Annotated in this window: 22 protein-coding genes; 12 read left to right on the top strand and 10 right to left on the bottom strand. The window is 72.0% G+C overall.

Going from position 1 to position 18,722, the window contains the following annotated elements:
• Positions 1-1,128 carry a VWA domain-containing protein gene (locus AB4030_RS18385; RefSeq protein ID WP_442280657.1) on the top strand — a complete coding sequence of 376 codons (1,128 nt, stop codon included), beginning with the start codon at positions 1-3 and terminating at the stop codon, positions 1,126-1,128.
• A gap of 67 nt (positions 1,129-1,195) precedes the next feature.
• Here the strand turns inward: AB4030_RS18385 and AB4030_RS18390 are convergent, their stop codons facing one another.
• Genes AB4030_RS18390 through AB4030_RS18400 form a run of 3 tightly spaced genes read right to left on the bottom strand, consistent with a single transcriptional unit; the run spans position 1,196 to position 3,735 of the window.
• Positions 1,196-1,630: a VOC family protein gene (locus AB4030_RS18390; protein ID WP_442280658.1), complete on the bottom strand. Its 435-nt coding sequence runs from the start codon at positions 1,628-1,630 to the stop codon at positions 1,196-1,198.
• Between the two features lie 24 nt (positions 1,631-1,654).
• Complete coding sequence (locus AB4030_RS18395; protein ID WP_442280659.1) at positions 1,655-3,088, bottom strand: sensor histidine kinase; 1,434 nt, start codon at positions 3,086-3,088, stop codon at positions 1,655-1,657.
• Positions 3,085-3,735, bottom strand: coding sequence for a response regulator transcription factor (locus tag AB4030_RS18400; RefSeq protein WP_442280660.1), 651 nt, complete (start codon positions 3,733-3,735; stop codon positions 3,085-3,087). Before AB4030_RS18400 ends, AB4030_RS18395 begins: the two co-directional genes overlap by 4 nt.
• 93 nt (positions 3,736-3,828) lie before the next feature.
• On the opposite strand from AB4030_RS18400, the gene AB4030_RS18405 reads away from it, so the two are divergent.
• The 5 genes from AB4030_RS18405 (at position 3,829) to AB4030_RS18425 (ending at position 8,940) form a co-directional block, all read left to right on the top strand.
• Positions 3,829-5,049, top strand: coding sequence for a hypothetical protein (locus AB4030_RS18405; RefSeq protein ID WP_442280661.1), 1,221 nt, complete (start codon positions 3,829-3,831; stop codon positions 5,047-5,049).
• A gap of 17 nt (positions 5,050-5,066) precedes the next feature.
• Positions 5,067-6,026, top strand: coding sequence for an ATP-binding cassette domain-containing protein (locus AB4030_RS18410; RefSeq protein ID WP_442280662.1), 960 nt, complete (start codon positions 5,067-5,069; stop codon positions 6,024-6,026).
• The gene (locus tag AB4030_RS18415; protein WP_442280663.1) at positions 6,013-6,897 is read left to right on the top strand and encodes an ABC transporter permease; all 885 of its coding nucleotides are present in this window, start codon (positions 6,013-6,015) and stop codon (positions 6,895-6,897) included. The genes AB4030_RS18410 and AB4030_RS18415 overlap by 14 nt, the downstream gene beginning before the upstream one ends.
• Before the next feature lie 90 nt (positions 6,898-6,987).
• Positions 6,988-8,007 carry an alpha/beta fold hydrolase gene (locus AB4030_RS18420; protein WP_442280664.1) on the top strand — a complete coding sequence of 340 codons (1,020 nt, stop codon included), beginning with the start codon at positions 6,988-6,990 and terminating at the stop codon, positions 8,005-8,007.
• Positions 8,008-8,061: 54 nt separating this feature from the next.
• Positions 8,062-8,940 (top strand): methyltransferase family protein, encoded by an 879-nt coding sequence (locus AB4030_RS18425; RefSeq protein ID WP_442280665.1) that lies wholly within the window; start codon positions 8,062-8,064, stop codon positions 8,938-8,940.
• 53 nt (positions 8,941-8,993) lie between these two features.
• On the opposite strand, the gene AB4030_RS18430 is transcribed toward AB4030_RS18425, so the two are convergent.
• Both AB4030_RS18430 and AB4030_RS18435 read right to left on the bottom strand, forming a co-directional pair.
• Complete coding sequence (locus AB4030_RS18430; RefSeq protein WP_442280666.1) at positions 8,994-9,347, bottom strand: cupin domain-containing protein; 354 nt, start codon at positions 9,345-9,347, stop codon at positions 8,994-8,996.
• 9 nt (positions 9,348-9,356) lie between these two features.
• On the bottom strand, positions 9,357-9,815 hold the full coding sequence (locus AB4030_RS18435; RefSeq protein ID WP_442280667.1) for an SRPBCC family protein: 459 nt from the start codon (positions 9,813-9,815) through the stop codon (positions 9,357-9,359).
• A gap of 249 nt (positions 9,816-10,064) precedes the next feature.
• Here AB4030_RS18435 and AB4030_RS18440 point away from each other — a divergent pair, with 249 nt between their 5' ends.
• From AB4030_RS18440 to AB4030_RS18455, 4 genes are read left to right on the top strand one after another with little or no spacing between them, the layout of a single operon-like run.
• Positions 10,065-10,553 carry a DUF4440 domain-containing protein gene (locus AB4030_RS18440; protein WP_442280668.1) on the top strand — a complete coding sequence of 163 codons (489 nt, stop codon included), beginning with the start codon at positions 10,065-10,067 and terminating at the stop codon, positions 10,551-10,553.
• Positions 10,550-10,972 carry a hypothetical protein gene (locus AB4030_RS18445; protein ID WP_442280669.1) on the top strand — a complete coding sequence of 141 codons (423 nt, stop codon included), beginning with the start codon at positions 10,550-10,552 and terminating at the stop codon, positions 10,970-10,972. Before AB4030_RS18440 ends, AB4030_RS18445 begins: the two co-directional genes overlap by 4 nt.
• Before the next feature lie 38 nt (positions 10,973-11,010).
• Positions 11,011-12,111 carry a DNA glycosylase AlkZ-like family protein gene (locus AB4030_RS18450; RefSeq protein ID WP_442280670.1) on the top strand — a complete coding sequence of 367 codons (1,101 nt, stop codon included), beginning with the start codon at positions 11,011-11,013 and terminating at the stop codon, positions 12,109-12,111.
• Positions 12,112-12,128: 17 nt separating this feature from the next.
• Positions 12,129-12,731 carry a dihydrofolate reductase family protein gene (locus tag AB4030_RS18455; RefSeq protein WP_442280671.1) on the top strand — a complete coding sequence of 201 codons (603 nt, stop codon included), beginning with the start codon at positions 12,129-12,131 and terminating at the stop codon, positions 12,729-12,731.
• Here AB4030_RS18455 and AB4030_RS18460 read toward each other — a convergent pair.
• On the bottom strand, positions 12,703-13,011 hold the full coding sequence (locus tag AB4030_RS18460; RefSeq protein WP_442280672.1) for a hypothetical protein: 309 nt from the start codon (positions 13,009-13,011) through the stop codon (positions 12,703-12,705). The two genes, AB4030_RS18455 and AB4030_RS18460, sit on opposite strands and share 29 nt — an antisense overlap.
• Positions 13,012-13,043: 32 nt before the next feature.
• Positions 13,044-13,415 (bottom strand): DUF6578 domain-containing protein, encoded by a 372-nt coding sequence (locus AB4030_RS18465; protein WP_442280673.1) that lies wholly within the window; start codon positions 13,413-13,415, stop codon positions 13,044-13,046.
• A 128-nt stretch (positions 13,416-13,543) separates the two neighbouring features.
• Between AB4030_RS18465 and AB4030_RS18470 the strand changes: the two genes are divergently transcribed.
• Entirely contained in the window at positions 13,544-14,215 is a 672-nt protein-coding gene (locus AB4030_RS18470) for a class I SAM-dependent DNA methyltransferase (protein ID WP_442280674.1), read from the top strand.
• A gap of 30 nt (positions 14,216-14,245) precedes the next feature.
• Here AB4030_RS18470 and AB4030_RS18475 read toward each other — a convergent pair whose 3' ends face one another.
• Complete coding sequence (locus tag AB4030_RS18475; RefSeq protein ID WP_442280675.1) at positions 14,246-14,632, bottom strand: iron chaperone; 387 nt, start codon at positions 14,630-14,632, stop codon at positions 14,246-14,248.
• Between the two features lie 186 nt (positions 14,633-14,818).
• On the opposite strand from AB4030_RS18475, the gene AB4030_RS18480 reads away from it, so the two are divergent.
• Positions 14,819-15,763 (top strand): phosphotransferase family protein, encoded by a 945-nt coding sequence (locus AB4030_RS18480; protein ID WP_442280676.1) that lies wholly within the window; start codon positions 14,819-14,821, stop codon positions 15,761-15,763.
• Between the two features lie 139 nt (positions 15,764-15,902).
• Here the strand turns inward: AB4030_RS18480 and AB4030_RS18485 are convergent, their stop codons facing one another.
• Positions 15,903-16,667 carry a GNAT family N-acetyltransferase gene (locus tag AB4030_RS18485; protein WP_442280677.1) on the bottom strand — a complete coding sequence of 255 codons (765 nt, stop codon included), beginning with the start codon at positions 16,665-16,667 and terminating at the stop codon, positions 15,903-15,905.
• Between the two features lie 51 nt (positions 16,668-16,718).
• Positions 16,719-18,722 carry a hypothetical protein gene (locus tag AB4030_RS18490; RefSeq protein ID WP_442280678.1) on the bottom strand — a complete coding sequence of 668 codons (2,004 nt, stop codon included), beginning with the start codon at positions 18,720-18,722 and terminating at the stop codon, positions 16,719-16,721.

Consider the following 18,722-nt stretch of genomic DNA (forward strand, 5'->3'; position numbering starts at 1 on the left):
GTGACGTTCGGGCTGCCGTGGATGCTGCTGGTGCTCGGGTTCGTCCCGGTGCTGCTCGGCGTCTACGTGTGGCAGCTGCGGCGTCGACGTCGGCAGGCGGTCCGTTTCTCGAACGTCGCCCTGCTGAGGACTGCGGGTGTCGGGGCCCGGTCATGGCGGCGGCACGTGCCGGTCGTCCTGGTGCTGGGTGCCCTGGGACTGCTGGGGGCGGCGAGCGCCCGGCCGACCGTGCGGGCCGAGGTGCCGGCGTCGAGCTCGACGGTCATCCTCGCCCTGGACGTGTCGGGGTCGATGTGCGCGACGGACGTCCTGCCGAACCGGTTGAGCGCCGCGCAGGCGGCCGTGCGGTCGTTCGTGCAGGGGCAGGACGGGGAGACGAAGATCGGCCTCGTCGTGTTCTCCGGGTTCGCCCAGCTGGCGGTGGCGCCGACGACCCACCGGGACGAGCTCCTGGCGGCCCTGGATGCCGTGACGACGGGCCGCGGGACGACGATCGGATCGGCGATCCTGCGGTCGATCGACGCGATCGCCGAGCTGGACCCGAACGTGGCGCCGTCGGATCCCGTCGACGAGCCGACGACGGACGGGCCCGGCATCGGTGGCCCGACGCCCACACCGAGGTCGACGGCCGGTGGGCCCGCCGGTGGGCCCGCTGGTGGAGCGGTGGACGTGGCGCCGGAGATCATCGTGCTGCTCACGGACGGGGCGAACACCCGTGGCGTGACGCCGTCCCAGGCGGCCGAGCAGGCCGCGGCGCGCGGGGTGCGGGTCTATCCGATCGGCTTCGGCACGACGAACCCGACCCAGATGGCCTGCACGCGCGACCAGTACGGCAGCTTCTCCGTCCCGAGCAACCGCGACCTCACCGGTGCCGGGGCCGGGGCGCTGGGCGGCCGCAGCTTCCTCGTCGTCGACGAGGCCGCCCTGCGGAACGTCGCCAACAAGACGGGTGGCACGTACTTCGCCGCCACCGACGCCGACGGCCTGACGAAGGTGCTGGCCGACCTCCCCAAGCACGTCACGGTGAGCGAGCAGGACATCGACCTCAGCGCCGCCTTCGGCCTGCTGGCCGCCCTCGTCCTGCTGACGGGCCTCGCGCTCTCGATCGGTCGCCACCGCCCCCTCTGAGCACCGCTGCGCCGCGCAGAAACACGCGGGGCGGCACAGGACGTCGGTCCTCTTCCGCGACGGTGGTTCAGTCGAGGCAGAACTCGTTGCCCTCGATGTCCTGCATGACGATGCACGACTCGTTGAAGCCATCGGCGCGCATCAGTCGCTCGCGCACCGCACCGAGCGCGACGAGTCGTGCACACTCGGCCTCCAGCGCGGCCAGACGCTCCTCGCCCACGAGGCCGGTGCCCACCCGGACGTCGAGATGCACCCGGTTCTTGACGACCTTGCCCTCGGGGACGCGCTGGAAGAAGAGGCGCGGCCCCACCCCGGTGGGGTCGATGCAGGCGAAGGCCGAGCCCTGGCGCTCCGCCGGCAGCTCCCGGTCGAGCTGCTCCCACGAGGCGTACCCCTCTGGCGGGGGAGGCACGACGTAGCCCAGCACCTCGCACCAGAAACGAGCGACGCGCTCCGGTGCTGCGCAGTCGAAGGTGACCTGGACCTGCCTGACCGTCGCCATCGCTCCACCCTAGGGGTGTTCGGGTCAGCGGTCGGGCGGAAGGCAGACCACGGCCCGCAGACCCGGTCCGGCGTCCTCGAGGCGCACGTCGCCACCGCTGCGCCGCAGCAGCGCCCGCGTGATCGGCAGGCCCAGTCCGCTGCCTCCGCTGTCCCGGTCGCGAGCCTCGTCGAGCCGCAGGAACCGGTCGAAGACCCGGTCGCGGTCCTCGATCGGGATGCCGTGCCCGTCGTCGGTGACGGTCACCTCGACCTGGTGTCCCACGGCCGTGGCGTCGAGGACGACCAGGCTGCGCGCGTGCCGGACCGCGTTGTCGACGAGATTCGTCAGGGCGCGGGTCACGTCGACGGCGGGCGCGAGGGTCCGCAGCCGGCGACCAGCCAGCCCGGGCGACGTGCGCACCGGGACACGAGCGCCGGCATACCGGTCGGCGACGTCCGAGAGGAGCGCGGTGACGTCGACGCCGGCAGACGGGCGAGACGTCGCGGCGTCCTCCGCCCGCGCCAGCAGGAGCAGGTCGTCCGCGAGCACCGTCAGGCGGTCCACCTCGGCCAGCAGCCCCACCGGCAGGTCGCCACCCTCACCGAGCCGATGAGCCACCTCGAGCTGGGTGCGCATGCTGGCGAGCGGGCTGCGCAGCTCGTGGGCGGCGTCGGCGATGAAGGAGCGCTGCTTCCGCCGGGCGACCGTGATCCGGTCGAGCATCGCGTTGAGCGTCGCCGCCAGGGCGCTGACCTCGTCCCGCGTCGGTGGCACCGGCAGCCGCTCGCTCTCCGAGGACGACTCGTCGATCCGTTCGGCGCCGCGTCGGAGCGCCTCGACCGGCGCGAGGGCAGCTCCGATGACGCGCCAGGCGATGACGGCCAGGACTGCGAGGAGCAGGGGGAAGATCCACAGCAGCAGGGTGCGAAGCGTCCTGGCGCTCTGCTCGATGTCCCCGGTGGGCGCCGCCGCGACGACGGCGTACTCACGGCCCGTCGCCACGGCCGCTCCGGCCGGAACCGCCGCGAGCTGCAGACGGCCGGAGAGGCCGGAGCGGCTGCCCGGCACGATCACCTGCTCGCCGGCGAGGGCGCGCCGCAGCTCGTCGGGCGTGACGAGCGGGGTCAACCGGTCCGCCGTCACCGACCCGGACACGACGCGTGACTGGGCATCGAGGACCTGGACGACCTGGGACCCGGAGACCGGCACCGGGTCGGGCATGCGCCCCGCATCGACGAGCAGGGCCACCTGTTGGGCGCTGGCCCGGGCCGAACCCTCGATGGAGCGACCGAGCGAGGCGGTGAGGACCGCGTAGAGCACGAGGCCACCGATGAGGAGCGCGGCGGCGAGGCCTGCGATCCCGACGAGCAGCAGGCGGGCCCGGATGCTCAGCCTGGCGAACCGGTGCCGCACCGACCTGCGGGGAGAGTCGCCGGAGTCACGGGGCTCGCCGGGCTCGCCGGGCTCGCCGGTCACGTCGCCATCCGGTAGCCGACGCCGCGCACCGTCTCGATCCGCGTCCTGCCGAGCTTGCGGCGCAGGTAGCCGATGTAGACCTCGACGACGTTGGCGTCATCGAGGTCCCCCCAGACCTTCAGGAGGAGGTCCTCCTTGGGGACGACGGCGGGATGCGCACGCAGGAGGTGCTCGAGGAGGAGGAACTCCCGGGGAGCCAGCGAGACCTCCGCGCCGTCGACCTCGACCCGGTGGGCCGCCGGATCGAGGGTCACGCCGGCGGCCTCGATCACCGCCGGACGAGGCGTCGGGTCACGGCGGACGAGGGCCCGGAGCCGGGCCACGAGGACGACGAAGGAGAACGGCTTGGTCAGGTAGTCGTCCGCGCCGTAGTCGAGTCCGTCGGCCTCGTCGTACTCCCCGTCCTTCGCGGTGAGGAGCAGCACCGGCACCCAGTTCTGCTCGGCCCGAAGCGTCTTGACGACCGTGTAGCCGGACATCAGCGGCAGCATGATGTCGAGGACGACGACGTCGTAGGTGCCGAAACGCGCCGCCTCGAGGCCAGCCTGTCCGTCCGCGACGTGGTCGACGACGAACCCCTCGGCCGTCAACCCGCGCACGACGGCGGCGGCCATCCGGGCCTCGTCCTCCACCAGCAGCACCCGCACACTGCCACGATGCCACGGGGCGAGACGACGTGCGGCTCGTCGCGGATGCGCGGTCTCAGGGGGCTCTCAGCAGCCGGCACGCACGATGGACCCATGAGCATCTTCCTCGACCACCCCCGGACCCGTTGGGCGCTGCCCGTCGCAGCGGTGGGTGTCATCGGCGCCGTGGCCCTGACCGTCAACCAGACGGCCAACGCCGACAGCGGACTGCCGTCCCGCACCGCTGCCCAGCTGCTCGCGGACGTTCGCACGGCGAACGTCTCGAGCCTCTCCGGCACCGTCGTGCAGAGCTCGGATCTCGGTCTGCCCGAGATCCCGGGCCTGGCCGGCTCGGGGCGGCCGGGCTCGGCGAGCAGTTCGATGACCTCGCTCGTCTCCGGCACGCACACCTGGCGGATCTGGCTCGACGGCCCCACTCGCCAGCGGCTCGCCCTCATCGGCGGCAACGGCGAGTCCGACGTCATCCACAACGGCGCGGACGTCTGGCTGTGGTCCAGCGCGGACAAGTCTGCGGTGCACCACACGCTGGATGCCGACCAGGCGCGCGCCGGCGCGACCGGCAAGCACCCGGAGAACGCCCCCTCGGCCGGAGTCCCGGGTCCGCTGCCGTCCGGCGTTCCCCGCACGCCGGACGAGGCGGCCGCCGCGGCCCTCGCCGTGATGGGCAAGGACACGGCGGTGACGACGTCGGGCACGGCGTCGGTCGCGGGCCGCTCCGCGTACGAGCTGGTCCTCACCCCGAAGGACAGGACCACCCTCGTCGGATCCGTGCGGATCGCCATCGACAGCCAGGAGCACGTCCCGCTGCGCGTCCAGGTCTACTCGACGAAGCGGACGAACCCGGCGTTCGAGGTCGGCTTCACGGCCGTCGACTTCGCCAAGCCGGACGCTCGCCAGTTCGCGTTCACGCCGCCGGCCGGCACGACGGTCACCCAGTCCGACGCCGCGACCCCCCGGCGCGAGGGCGCCGGCACCAAGCCGACCGCGCCCTCGTCCGGCGCCGTGCCCAAGGCGTCGGGGTCCCCGCGGATCGTCGGCTCCGGGTGGAGCACGGTCGTCGTGGCCCCGTTCGCCCTCCCGACCTCGACGTCGAGCTCGCCGTCGACCTCGCAGAAGGGCGCCGGCGGTTCGGCGGCTGACAGTGCGGCCCAGCTGAACGGCATACTCAAGGCCCTTCCCACCACGTCTGGCACCTGGGGCCGCGGGCACGTGCTCGAGGGCACCCTGTTCACGCTCGTCCTGACGGACGACGGCCGGGTCGCCGTCGGAGCCGTCGCTCCGGACCAGCTGTACCGGGCCCTGGCGGCGAAGTGACCCGACCACTCGAGGCGGTGCGGACGTCTGCCCCCGGGACCAACCGGCCCGATCTCGCGATCGCGTCCCGGGGGCTGACCAAGCGTTTCGGCGGCAAGGCCGCCGTGGACGCCGTCGACCTCGTCGTGCCACGGGGCTCGGTGTACGGCTTCCTCGGGCCGAACGGCTCGGGCAAGACGACGACGATCCGGATGCTGCTCGGTCTCGTGCGACCGTCCGCCGGCACGAGCAGCCTTCTGGGCGAACGGATCCCGCAGGGTGGCCAAATCGTGCTGCCCCGCGTCGGATCCCTCGTCGAGGGTCCTGCCTTCCATCCCTACCTGTCCGGCCCGGCCAACCTGCAACGGCTCGACGCGGCGGACCTCACTGCGGACCCACGAACCGCCAGGCAGCGCATCGACGCCGCACTCGATCGGGTGGGGCTGCTGGCAGCCGCGGGCAAGCGCTACCGCGCCTACTCCCTGGGCATGCGCCAGCGGCTGGCCATCGCCGCCGCCCTGCTCCGGCCCAGGGAGCTGCTCGTGCTCGACGAGCCGACGAACGGCCTTGACCCACAAGGAACTCGCGAGGTGCGCCACCTCGTCGCGTCGCTGGCGTCGGACGGCACGACGGTCTTCGTCTCGAGCCACCTGCTGTCCGAGGTGGAGCAGATGTGCACCCATCTCGGCGTCATGCGAGACGGTCGGCTCGTCGCCCAGGGCTCCGCCTCCGAGGTGCGCGGCGGGGCGGCACCGACGGCGCGGGTCCTCACGGAACAGCCCACCGTCGCGGCGGAGATCATGTCGCAGCTCGGCCTCAGCGGCGTCGAGGCGGTGCCCGGCGGGGTCCGCGGGGCGCCGGACGGCATCGCACCGGAGAAGATCGTCGCATCGCTCGTCGAGGGCGGCGTCGGCGTCAAGGAGTTCACCGTGACCAGCCCCAGTCTCGAGGACCTCTTCCTGTCCCTCACCGGGGAGGGCTTCGATGTCAGCGACTGAGCCGGTCCTCACCGACGCTCCTGCCACGACCGGCCCGGCCGGCGCGCCACCGAGGCGGCGGCTGTCCACGCGGCTCCTGCGGTCCGAGCTGCGCCTCATCGCCGGCCGCCGGCGCAACCAGATGGGGCTGCTCGTCCTGGCCGCCGTGCCCGTCCTCATCGCGGTCGCGGTGCGGATCTCGTCGCCACGCGAAGGGCGGGGGCCGGACTTCCTGTCCTCCATCACCTCGAACGGACTGTTCGTGCCGCTCGCTGCCCTCAGTGTCGAGCTGGGGCTCTTCCTCCCCCTCGCCATCGCGATGCTCGCGGGGGACTCGGTGGCCGGCGAGGCGAACCTCGGGACCCTCCGCTACCTGCTGACCGTGCCGGTGGGCCGGACCCGGCTGCTCGTCACGAAGTACGTCTCCCTCATGATCGGCGCGCTGTGGGGGGTCGCCGTCGTGGTCCTCGCCGGGACGGTCGCCGGCATCGCCCTCTTCGGCACCGGACCGATGCTGACCCTGTCCGGCACCGAGATCCCGTTCGGCTCGGCCGTCTGGCGGGTCGTGCTCGTCAGCCTCTACATCGCGGCAGGACTGGCGGCCCTCGGCGCCGTGGGCCTCTTCATCTCGACGCTGACCGAGCAGCCGCTGGCCGCCACGGTCGCGCTCATGATCTTCACCATCCTGTCGTGGATCGCCGACTCGGTCCCCCAGATCGCCTGGCTGCACCCGTGGCTCCTCGTGGACCAGTGGATGGCGTTCGGCGACCTGCTCCGCGACCCGCCCTTCTGGGACAACGTCAGCCAGGGCCTGTGGGTCGACCTGGCGTATGCCGTCGTCTTCGGGTCGCTCGCCTGGGCCCGGTTCGCGGGCAAGGACATCACCAGCTGACATCACCAGCTGACATCACCAGCTGACATCACCAGCTGACATCACCAGCTCACATCACCAGCTGACCCCGTCCGGCTGTTCACTGGTGGTGTGGCAGTGCAGCACCTCGGAAGGGCGCCGCTCGCGAGTGGCGCGCGCGTGGCATACGCCCTGACGGGCAGCGGCCCGTACCTTCTGGTCGTGCCGGGCTGGCTCAGTCACCTCGAGATGGGGTGGGCCATTCCCGCCGAGCGGACGTTCCACGAGGCGCTGTCGTCGGGGCGCACCCTCGTGCGCTACGACCGTCCCGGGTGCGGCCTGTCCGACGCCTACGAGGGTCCCCGCACGATGTCGCTCGAGCTCGAGACGATCGCCGCCGTCACCGACGCGGTGGGCGCCTCGCGCTTCGACGTCCTCGGCTGGTCACTGGGTGCCCCGGTGGCGGCACAGTGGGCGGCCGAGCGACCGGAGACGGTCTCGCGGCTCGTGCTCTACGGCGGCTGGGTCACCGGGGGCTCGCTCGGTGACGAGGACAGCAGGCGTCACCTGCTCGGCCTGCTGGCGACCCACTGGGGCCTGGGCTCGGACGTGCTCACCGAGCTCTTCGCCCCGGAGGCCGACGCCGGCACCCGTCGGATCGTTGCGCGCTACCAACGCGCTGCCTCGTCGGCCGACACCGCGGTCGCGCTGCTGCGGCTCGCCTACGAGCTGGACGTGTCGCCGAGCCTCGGGCGGGTCCAGGCGCCGACGCTCGTGCTGCACCGGCGCGGAGACCGGGCCGCCCCGCCGGGCGGAGGCCGGATGCTCGCGCGGGCGATCCCCGGGGCGCAGCTCGTCGAGCTCGAGGGCCGCTCGCACCTTCCCGCGAGCGGCGACGCGCAGTCCGTGGTCGACCACGTGCGACGGTTCCTCGGTCTGACGCCGCTGCATCGAGCCGTGTCGACCGGGCTCACCGCGCGGCAGACGGAGGTCGCGGCACTCGTAGCCGAGGGCCTCACGAACCGTCAGCTCGCAGAGCGGCTGGGCATCTCCGAGCGGTCGGCCGAGTCGCACCTGGAGCGGATCCGGCTGCGTCTCGGGTTCACCTCCCGCGCGCAGGTGGCCGTCTGGTACGTCGCGCACCAGGCCTAGAAGTGGGGTAGTTCCACGGCTGTGCCGGCCACCCTGCGCCGACAGCATGAAGACATGACCCGACGCCACGCATACCTCCACGCATACCGCCACGCATACCTCGTCCTGTCCGGCATCGCGTGGTGCGGGTTCCTCGCGATCATCGTGTGGACCATGGCCTTCCTCGCCGGAGTCGCGCTCAACCGCACGGTCGACGGCCCACCGCACACGACGACCTTCTGGGCGGTCACCATCGACCTGTCACTCCTGCTGCTCTTCGCCGTCCAGCACTCGGTGATGGCACGTCGCGCGGTGAAGGCCCGACTCCGTCGACTCGTCCCGGTCGAGCTGGAGCGCACCACCTACGTCCTCGCCACGAATCTCTGTCTCGCGCTGCTGCTGGCGCTCTGGCAACCGTGGGACGAGCAGATCTGGCGCGTCGACGGCGCGGCCGCAGCCGTCCTCTGGGCGCTCTGCGCGTCCGGCTGGGTCCTCGCGATCGCGTCGACCTTCGCCGTCGACCACCTCGAGCTCGTCGGGCTCCGCCAGGCCGGCTGGGCGAGCACCCGTGACACGGGGCCGTCCTCCGACCTGCAGGTCGACGGGCTCTACGCCTTCGTGCGGCACCCGTTGATGACGGGGCTCGTGCTCGCCTTCTGGGCCACCCCTCGGATGAGCGCACCCCACCTGCTGTTCACCGTTGCCGCCACCGCCTACATCGGCGTCGGGATCGTGTTCGAGGAGCGCGACCTCCGCCGGACGTTCGGGGCGTCGTACGACGAGTACGCCTCCCGCGTCCCCGCGCTCGTCCCCGCGCTCGTCCCCGCGCTTGTGCCCGGACTCCGCCGGAGGCGAGGCGCCGCGAGTCCCACTGTCGTCGAGGGCGCGCTACGTCACTGCTCCACCCACCGGAGCACTGACGTAGCCGCCGACACCCCACCAGACGCTGGGTGACCCAACGCGCAGCGCTGGTTCCAATACCGAACCGCTCTCGACCCGCGAGATCCTCACTCGGGCTTGGCATACGCCTTGATGCCGGTGTCGAGCAGCAGGCACGGCTCGTCGCCCTCGGTCCACGCGTCGTGTCCGGGGGCGAGGTCCATGACGTCGCCGGGCCCAATGGCGATCTCGGTGCCGTCGTCGAAGCGGACGGTCATCCTGCCCGACAGGCAGATGCCGGTGTGGTGGGTCTGACAGGAGTCGGTGCCGGCGATGGGCTTGACGTCGTCGGACCAGCGCCAGCCCGGCTCGAACACGCCCCGGCCGAGGGTGAAGTCGCCGAACGTGACCACGTCCATGTGGCCGTGGGCCTTGAAGGGCCGCCGCTCGTGGGGGGCGTCGATGCTCTGCTTGGCGGACATGGGTTCCTCTCATCCTTCGAACGAGGCCCGGAGCGCATCGACGGTGGCGGTGCGTTCGCGTCGGGCCATCCATCCCAGTGCCGGCGTGGCGAGCCGGTACCAGCCGTAGGTGTGCAGCTTCGCGTGGTGGCGCACCAGCGTCGTGCCGTCGTCCGCGGCCTCCAACGAGTAGCCGGGCCACCCCTCCGTCTTGAGCTTGCCGGACCTCGAACCGCTCCACCAGTGATACGTCAACGTGTGCGGCGCATCGAACTCCACGATCTCGCCGGGGGTCGGGCCGAAGCGCGTCTCGTCGACGTACGTCGTTCCCAGCGCCGGCTCTCCCGGCGACGTCTGCCGCGTATGCCGCCTGATACTGCCCTTCGCGGGCATCCACTCGTCGTACGCCTCGATCCCGGCGAGCCGGGCGAAGACGTCGCCGGGTGGCGCCTGGATCCTGCGCTCGAGCTCGAAGTCGACGACTCCCATGGTCCTCAGCATGAGCCGCCACACCGGCAACCTCAACCCCTTGGGTGCTCGGAGCCGTGGCGTGGCTGCTCACCGGGCTGGCCGGGCTGCTGTGGGTGCTCGTGACCGTGCTGCTGCTGGGTGCCCTCCGGCCCGGGTGCCCACCGCCTGGGTCCTGTCGAAGTACCAGGCCCAACCGCTGCCGCGAGCCGCCGCTCTCACCGTCGTCGGTTCGGCCGGACGCGCCCGTGCCATCGCTACGGTGGTGCCGTGACGACCGAGCAGCCTGGACGAGCCGACGCCGAGAGGGACACCGACACCGACGACGAAGCCATGATCCGGTCGGTGGTCGACGCGTTCTTCGGGGCCTTCGTCTCCGGCCCCGGCTGCGCTGCGCGGATGACCGAGCTGCGCGAGCTCTTCGTCCCGCGGGCCGTCGTCGTGCGGACCTGTGGCCTGGAACCCTCCGTCATGACCGTCGAGGAGTTCATCGCGCCGCGCGAGGCGTTGTTGACGGGCGAGTCGCTCACGGACTTCCGCGAGTGGCTGGTCGCGGGCCGCACCGAGGTGTTCGGCGACATCGCGCACTGGTTCGGCAGCTACGCCAAGGCGGGCCTGCAGGACGGTGTGCCGTTCACCGGGCGCGGCATGAAGTCGATCCAGCTCATCCGTACCGCCGAGGGCTGGCGCATCAGCGCTGCCGCGTGGGACGACGAACGCGACGGCCTGACGCTGCCCGCGGCCTCCGTCCGGCGATGAAGCTCGGCCCCGGCGAGGCGATGTCGCGGCTCGTCGCCCACGATCACGGCATCCTCTGCACCGTCCACGCCACGCGCGGGGTCGACGCAGTGCCGTGCGTCTTCGCCGTCGATGCCGACGGCTTCGTCGGGGTGCCCGTCGACCGCGTCAAGCCGAAGTCGTCGACCCGACTCCAGCGCGAGCGCAACCTCGAGTCCGACCCGCGCGCAACGCTGCTCGTCGAGCATTGGGACCCAGACGACTGGTCGCGACTGTGGTGGGTGCGCGCCTCGATGGAACGTGAGCCCGACCCCTGGCCGCAGCGCGAGGACGGCCTGGTCGCACTGCTGGCCGCCCGCTATCCCCAGTACCGGGATCGGCCCTTCGACCGCGTCCTCGTGCTGCGGATCATTGACGTGACGGGCTGGGCGGCGCGCTAGGCCGCCACGTGTCGGCGGTGGTGGCTAGGGTCGGCGACATGGTGGTCCACCAGCTCACAGTCGAGCACGCACGGCGCATCGCTGTGCACGCGCAGCTGCTCGACCAATCGCGTCCGACCGACCTCGTCGCGACGGTCGAGCGGCTGACCATCCTGCAGATCGACCCGACGGCGGCCGTCGCGCCCAGCGCCGACCTCGTGCTGTGGAGCCGGCTCGGCCGCACCTACGACCCCGCTCACCTGACCACGGCCATCGAACACGACCGCACCCTCGTCGAGACCGTCGCCTACGTGCGCAGCCCCAAGGACGTCCCGGCCGTCCTCGCAGAGGTCCGCGAGGCCGAGCCCTACCCGTTCATGGCCGACTGGCTCGAGGCCAACGACTCCTTCCGCCGCGACATCCTCGCCAGACTCGAGGCCGACGGGCCACTGCTCTCGCGCGACATCGCCGACACGAGCGTCGTCCCGTGGCCCTCGACCGGCTGGACCAACAACCGCAACATCACCAAGATGCTCGAGGCCCTGGCCCTGCGCGGCGAGGTCGCCATCGCCGGGCGCAAGGGTCGCCAGCGTTACTTCGACCTGCCGGAGCGCGTCTACCCGCCCGACCTGCCGACGCTCACCCTCGACGAGGCCATCGCGCACCGCAACGAGCGGCGCCTCGCCGCCCTCGGCATCGCCCGCCCCACCGGCACGGTGATGCCGGGCGAGGGTCCCTTCGCCGGCGACGCCGGCGAGCCCGCCGAGGTCGAAGGGGTGCCGGGCACGTGGCGCGTCCACCCGGCATACCTAGACGTCGCGGGCGACTTCGAGGGCCGCACGGCACTGCTCAGCCCGTTCGACCGCCTCATCCACGACCGCGTCCGCGCCGAGCAGCTCTGGGGCTTCGAGTACATCCTCGAGATGTACAAGCCCAAGCACCAGCGCCGGTGGGGCTACTTCGCGCTGCCGATCCTGCACCACGACCGGCTCGTCGGGAAGCTCGACGCCCAGGCCGACCGCAAGGCCGGCACGCTCGTCGTCAACGCCATCCACGAGGACGTCCGCTTCACCAAGGCGACCACGACCGCCGTCCACCGCGAGATCACCGACCTCGCAGCGTGGCTCGGCCTCACCCTCAGCGGCCCCGCCGCCCCCTGACCGACCCTGGGAGACACATGCGCAAGATCGTCGTCTACGTCATCACCTCGCTCGACGGGTCGGTCGACGACCCGAACCGGCTGTTCCCAGCCGATGTCGACCCCGACCAGCCACAGCCGCCCACCTTCGACGACGAGCTCATCGAGCGCGAGAACGCGCTCATCGCGCAGCAGGACGCCGTGCTCCTCGGCCGCCACATGTACGACGCGTGGTCGCACTACTGGCCGACCTCCGACGTCCAGCCCTTCGCCGACTTCATCAACGGCGTCAAGAAGTACGTCGTCACGTCCACCCCGCTCCCCACGTCGTCCATCAAGGGGTGGGGCGACGCCGAGGCCGTCCAGGGCTCGCTCGCCGACATCGTCCGCGAGCTCAAAGCGCTGCCCGGCAACGACATCGGCGTCCACGGCAGCATCGAGCTCGCCCAGTCCCTGATCGCCGAAGGCCTCGTCGACGAGCTGCACCTCGCCGTGGCGCCCGCGGTCGACCCCGAGGGCCGTCGGCTCTTCGAGCGCGCCACCGACCTGCAGCGACTGACGCTGGTCAGCGCGACGCCGACACCGACCGGCGCACTCTGGCTCGTCTACCGCCCTAGGGACGCCGGCCCAGCGTCCCGTTGACGCGGTAGCCGCGCACCGCCCGCCTCGACTGCGCGGACAGGAGCGATCCGTCGCTCTGGTGGGAGAGCACCGACAGCCGGGACATGCTCGACAGCAGCGACAGCGCGCTCATCGACGACCCGATCGACAGCAACGAGGCGAATGATCCGACGCTGCCGATCGACAGCACCGACCCGACGCTGCCGATCGAGAGCACCGACCCCGTCGACCCGATCGACAGGAACGAGTCCCGCGACGCGATCGACCACTTCCCCCGCACGCTCCTGGGCAGCTCAGCCATGGGCCCAGCCTAGGCACGTCCCCGCAGCCGGCTCAGGACGTCGGCGCGGCGACATCGAGGTCGACGACGTAGCCGTTGAAGCTGAGCCCCGACACCTCGTCCGTGCCGTCGGCGGACCGGACGGTCCGCAGCTCACCCGGCACCCATCGTGACTCCCGCACGTAGCGGGCGTGCGCGGCGACGATCGCCCGCACCGTGCCGTGGACCACGGGCGCGTCCTCCGGCACTGCGCCGTGGTGCTCCTCCGCGTGCGTGATGCGAGCCGCGACCTCACTGCCGACGACATCGTCGAAGAGGCACCCCCGGGGTAGGTCGCGCAGCGTCCACCCGACCCGGTCACCGGCCGCGAAGGGCTCGCCGCAGCACTGCATCTGCCAGGCATCGACCCACACGACGTACCGCATGCCCCACTCTGCCGATTCGAGTCCCAGCCGGGCCAACATGTTTCCGCGCGGCGGGCCGTTGGGAAGCGATGACGGGACGTACCGTCACCTGTGCCGCCCCGTCCCGCCTCGACCACCCAGGAGCCTGCATGAGTGTGCCGCCCACAGACGGCATGAGCGAGCCCCTGCACGTCACGGAGACGCGGACGGCGTACGACACGGTGGCCGTCGACTACGCGCGCCTGCTCGAAGACGAGCTCGCGCGCAGCCCGCTCGACCGCGCGCTTCTGGGGCACTTCGCCGAGCTCGTCGGCCTCGAGGGCGGCGGGCGGGTCGTCGACGTCGGCTGCGGGCCGGGCCGGATCACCGGATATCTCGCAACCCTCGGTCTCGAGGTCAGCGGCATCGACCTTTCGCCGGGGATGGTCGCTGAGGCGCAACGGCGGCATCCCGACATCGCCTTCCGCACCGGCTGCCTGGCTTCGCTCGACCTCGCCGACGCATCGGTGGGAGGTGTCGTCGCGTGGTACTCCATCATCCACACGCCGCCCGCGCTGCTGCCCGAGGTCTTCGCCGAGCTGCACCGTGTCGTCCGGTCGAACGGCTTGCTGTTGTTGGCTTTCCAGGCCGGAGGGTTCTCGGTACGGCACGAGCAGGCATACGGTCACGAGGTGACCTTCGAGGCGCACCGGCACGACCCGGATCACGTGACCAGACAGCTCGCGGATGCCGGCTTCCGGGTCACCGTCCACACCGAGCGCGCCGCTCAGGACTACGAGAAGACGCCGCAGGCCTTCCTCCTCGCCCGCCGTCGAGGTTGAGACGACCGTGACTCCACGGGGTGGTCCCGGTCAGGCACGGTGGCGCGCCGCGAGCGCGCGCGCAATCCGTTCGATGAGGTCGAAGGGCACGCCGTCGACATAGAAGAACTGCACCGTGTCCTTCTTCGCCCGGTGCGGCCCCACTTCGGCCTCGAGGTCCGGGTCGAGCTCACCGACGGGGTAGAGCCCGACATGCTTCTTCCAGCCCGCAAAGTGGATGCCGTAGCGGTCGGTGAACATCACCGCGGGGATGCCGTAGCGGATCTTCTCCTCGCCACCCGGCACCGCGCGACGCAGCGCTGCGCGCACCTGCTCGAGCACCTCCCGCTGCCCGTCGGGGAAGCCCTTGACGTATGCGTCGACGGTCGCCGGCGCACCCATGACCTTCGCCGTGGGTGTGGTCACCGGCTCGCTCATCGCCGTCCCTGGGTGCTCGCTGTCTGATCGACTCAGTGTGACCGGCCGAAAGCGCGCCCACGTCGATTCCCCGGAAAGCCGCGTGGGGCGTCCCTGCAGCGAGCCGATCGTCAGGGGACGGGTGGCACGATGACCACTTGGACATATGGGGTTGAGCCCCCACGCCCGAGTCGGCATGCTCGGCCGATGAGTGGTCACGCCGTCGGAGTCCGGATTCCCTACGCACAGGCCCCGGCTCGGGTGCAGCGGTGGGTCGAGGGCCGGCTCGGCGGCGAGATTGCCGAGGTCGTCGACTGCATCGGGGGGATGTCGCCCGGACCGGCCGCACGCGTCCGGACCGCGTCGAGGGCCGCCGCGTTCGTCAAGGCGTGCGGCACCGACCTCAACCCGAACACTCCGGTGCTGCTGCGCGCCGAGGCGCGAGTGCTGGCCGCGTTGCCAGAGCACCCGAGCCTCCCGCGCCTGCTCGAGGTCCACGATGACGGCGACTGGGTCGTCCTGCTCATCGAGGACCTGCCCGGGGCGTCGCCGCCAGCGCCGTGGCGTCACGCCGACCTGGCCCGTGTGAGCGCGGCGCTCGCCGACGTGCGGTCGGTGCTGGACGCTGTCGAGCTCCAGGACCTGCCGTCGGCTCGGGACTCCTCGCCCATCTTCCTGACCCGGTGGCGGGAGCTGGCTGACCGGCTCGACCTCGTCGACCCCTGGTGGGCCGATCACCACGATGCGCTTGCCGACCATGCCGAGCGTGCTGCGGGCCTCATCGACGGTGACGCCGTCGTCCACTGGGACATCCGAGCCGACAACGTCGTGCTGACAGCGGATCGCACGGTCCTCGTCGACTGGGGCCAGGCGCGACGCGGTGCGGCCTGGATGGACCACGCGATGCTCGCGCTCGACTGCTCGATGAGCGGCAGCGAGACGTCAACGGCGAAGCTGGCGCGCACCGACCCTGTGCTGCGCGAACGGGACCCCGCAGACCTGCTCGCCCTCGCTGCGGCCGCGGCCATGTCGTTCGTGTCGAGGTCGACTGAACCCGCCCCTCAGAGCCTCCCGACCCTTCCGGCGACCAGCGCGAGATGGGCCGAGTCCCTCCGCGCCTACCTCGCCGACGCAGTCGACCACACGAGCTGACGGCAGGCGCTGTCGACTCCTTGGTCGTTGCGCGGACCGGCGGTCGATCTCGCCATCGACACGGGCCTGCGTCAGTGCTGCGCTCCACGCAGCACTGACGTAGGGCCGTTGCCGGAGCCGAGTCACTGAGTCGGGCAGGTCAGTCGTCGAGCTCGAGGATGCACGCGGTGCCGACGTCCACGAAGCCCACGCGTCGGTAGATCTCTGCCGCGGCGTCCGACCCCGCCGACAGGAACACGGTCTCGACGCCGCGTTCCCGGCAGGCGGCGACGAGGGTGCTCGTGATCGCGGTGCCGTGCCCGCGGCCGCGGTGACCGGGCGGCACGGCGATGCCCATGAGCTCGGCGACGTCGCCCCGGGGTGCCGCCGACCCGGCGCCGCAGAGGCGGTTGCCGTCGAACGACGCCACGACGACGAGGTCGCCGCGCTCCATCAGCTCCGGCTGCCGGCCCGGGTCCTTGGGCAGCACCTCGTCGTGGCCGGCGAACCCCGCCGACACCGACCCGAGAGCGAGCGACAGGTGCGGCTCGGCGGGATGCAGCTCCCGAGCCCGCGGGTCAGCGGCAACCGGGACGTTGCCGGGCATGACGAGCAACGGGTAGCGGTGCGGCTCATGACCCGCCGCACGCACGGCCGGTAGCAACGACGGTGTCACCGCGTCGACCCACTCGATGGCCCGCGGCACCCCGAGGGCCTGCTGGCGCTCGAGCACACGGCATACGTCCTCAGCGGTGAAGACGCCATGGCCGCCCAGCCGCGGCCGCGCGTAGAACTGCCACCCCGTGCCCTCGTCGGCGACGAACAGCGTGAAGGGGCCGACGTGCTCGACCGTGGCGACCGCGCGCGGGACGCAGTCGTAGTAGGCCTCGATGCGGTCCAGCCGCGCGTCAGGAGTTCGCCCCATCGCGCCACCATGGCAGTCGGTGGCCACCGCCAGCGACCGATTTCTGCAGGCTCAGCGCCGTCCGCGGCGGGTTCGGAGGTAGTCGGCGACGACGTACTCGCCGAGCCGCGAGATGTCGGGCGTGAAGACGCGACCGCCGGCCCGTCGCGCGACTGCGTCGACGAACCGTGCGAGCCCCGGGTCGTCGCCGAGCATGAAGATGTTGAGCTGGGCACCGGAGCGCCGCAGCTCGTCGACCTGCGCCACCGTCGCCCGCACGGTCTCCTGGGTCGCCGGCCAGTGGAACGTCGGCCGTCCGTCGACCTCGAGGTGGGCCGTCGGCTCGCCGTCGGTCACGACGAGCACGACCGGCTCGGCCTCGGGGTGGCGCCGCAGGTGCCGCGACGCGAGCATCAACGCGTGCTGGAGGTTCGTGCCCTGCACCCACTCCGGCTCGGCCTCGGTGAGCTCGGTCGGGGTGAGCCTCCGGGCGGCGAGGTTGAAACCGATGATCTGCAGGGCGTCGTGTCGGAACCGGGTCTGTACGAGGTGCGAGAGCGCTAGCGCCGTCTGCTTCATCGGCCCCCACCGCCCCTCGTGGAGCATCGAGAACGACATGTCGACGCACAGCGCGACCGCCGCCACCGAACGTCGCTCCGTCTCGGCCACCTCGAAGTCCTCGACGAGCAGCTCCACCCCACCCGTGGAGTGCATCCGTCCGCCCCCTCGGGCGTTTCGCTGGAGGGCGTTCGACACCGTCCGGACCGTGTCGATGGGCAGCTCGTCGCCGAACTCCCACTGCCGACTCAGCCCGGTCAGCTCGTCGGCCTGACCTGCGGCGCGGTCGTCGTGGCCGCCGCGGCCGGCGGCTTCGACCCTCTCGAAGACCCGCTTGAGCGCCGTCTCCCCGAGCCGTCGCACGCCCCGAGGAGTGAGTCGCAGGCCGTCGTCACCACGCGAGACGTAGCCCTGGCGTTCGAGCTCACGCTCGAGCTGGCGCAGGGCCTCCATGTCCCGAGCAGCGTCAGCGCCGAGGTACTGCTCGAGCCGCTCGACGTCGACGTCGTCGAGGGTCGCGCCGAAGTAGCTTTGTCCGAGCTGCTCTCCCAGCTGCTCGAGATCGGCCAGCTCCGCCACCGCGCCGACGGCGTCGCCGTAGCCCATCGGCTCGCCGCCCTGACCCTGCTGCACGGGACTGCGACGGTCGAGCCCGGGCCGCAATGCGCGGAGGTTGTCGGCGAGCTGCGCCATCTGCGAGGCGAGGTCGGGGTCGCCGAGGGCGTCGGACATGAGCTGGCCGAGCTGCTCACGCTGCTCGGGGGTCAGCGACGCCATGAGCCGCTCGGCCGCCGCCTGTCGGCGGGCCAGTGCGTCGATGAGCTCGTCGACGTTCTCAGGCTGCTCGGGGAAGAGGTCACCGTGCTTGTCCATGAAGTCGCGGAACTGGTCCTCGGTGTCCTCGCCGCGCGCGTGCGCGGCGAGGAGCCGGTTGAGGTCGGCGAGCATGTCCTTGACCGCCTGCATCGCCTGAGGGTCGCTGCCCGACAGGGCCTGCTTGAGCCCCTCGAACTGCGCCCCGACGACCTCACGCTGGAGCATCTGCTGGATCTGCTCGTACGTGGCGCGCGCCTCGGGCGAGTGCCACGCGTAGTCCCCGAGCGCCCGCACGGCCCCGGCGACGTCGTCGGGGATCGTCGCGAGGTCCATCTCCGCCAGTCGGGCGTCGTCGCCGGACTCACCCGCGAGCGTGTCGCGCTCCTCGGCCAGCGCCTGGTCGAGCATCGCCCGCACCTGGTCGAGGGTGCCGCCCAGGTCACCCCGCCGACGGGCGGCCTCCCGCAGACGGCGTACGCGGTCGGCGAGGTCGTCGAGCCCGCGCCGCCCGTCCATCCCGCGGCGCATGAGCTCGCGCAGCGCCTCGCGCAGCGAGCCACCGGCCAGGACGTCCTGCCCGACCTCGTCGAGGGCGGACCGCACGTCGAACGGCGGCGCGAGCGGATCGGGTCCGCCGTGCCAGGGCGTGTAGCGGAAGCGCCCGTGCACGTCCCCGCCCTCGCCCGGGCCCCGCGGCGTCAT

This window comes from Terrabacter sp. 2YAF2 (assembly GCF_052114705.1).
GTDB lineage: Bacteria > Actinomycetota > Actinomycetes > Actinomycetales > Dermatophilaceae > Terrabacter.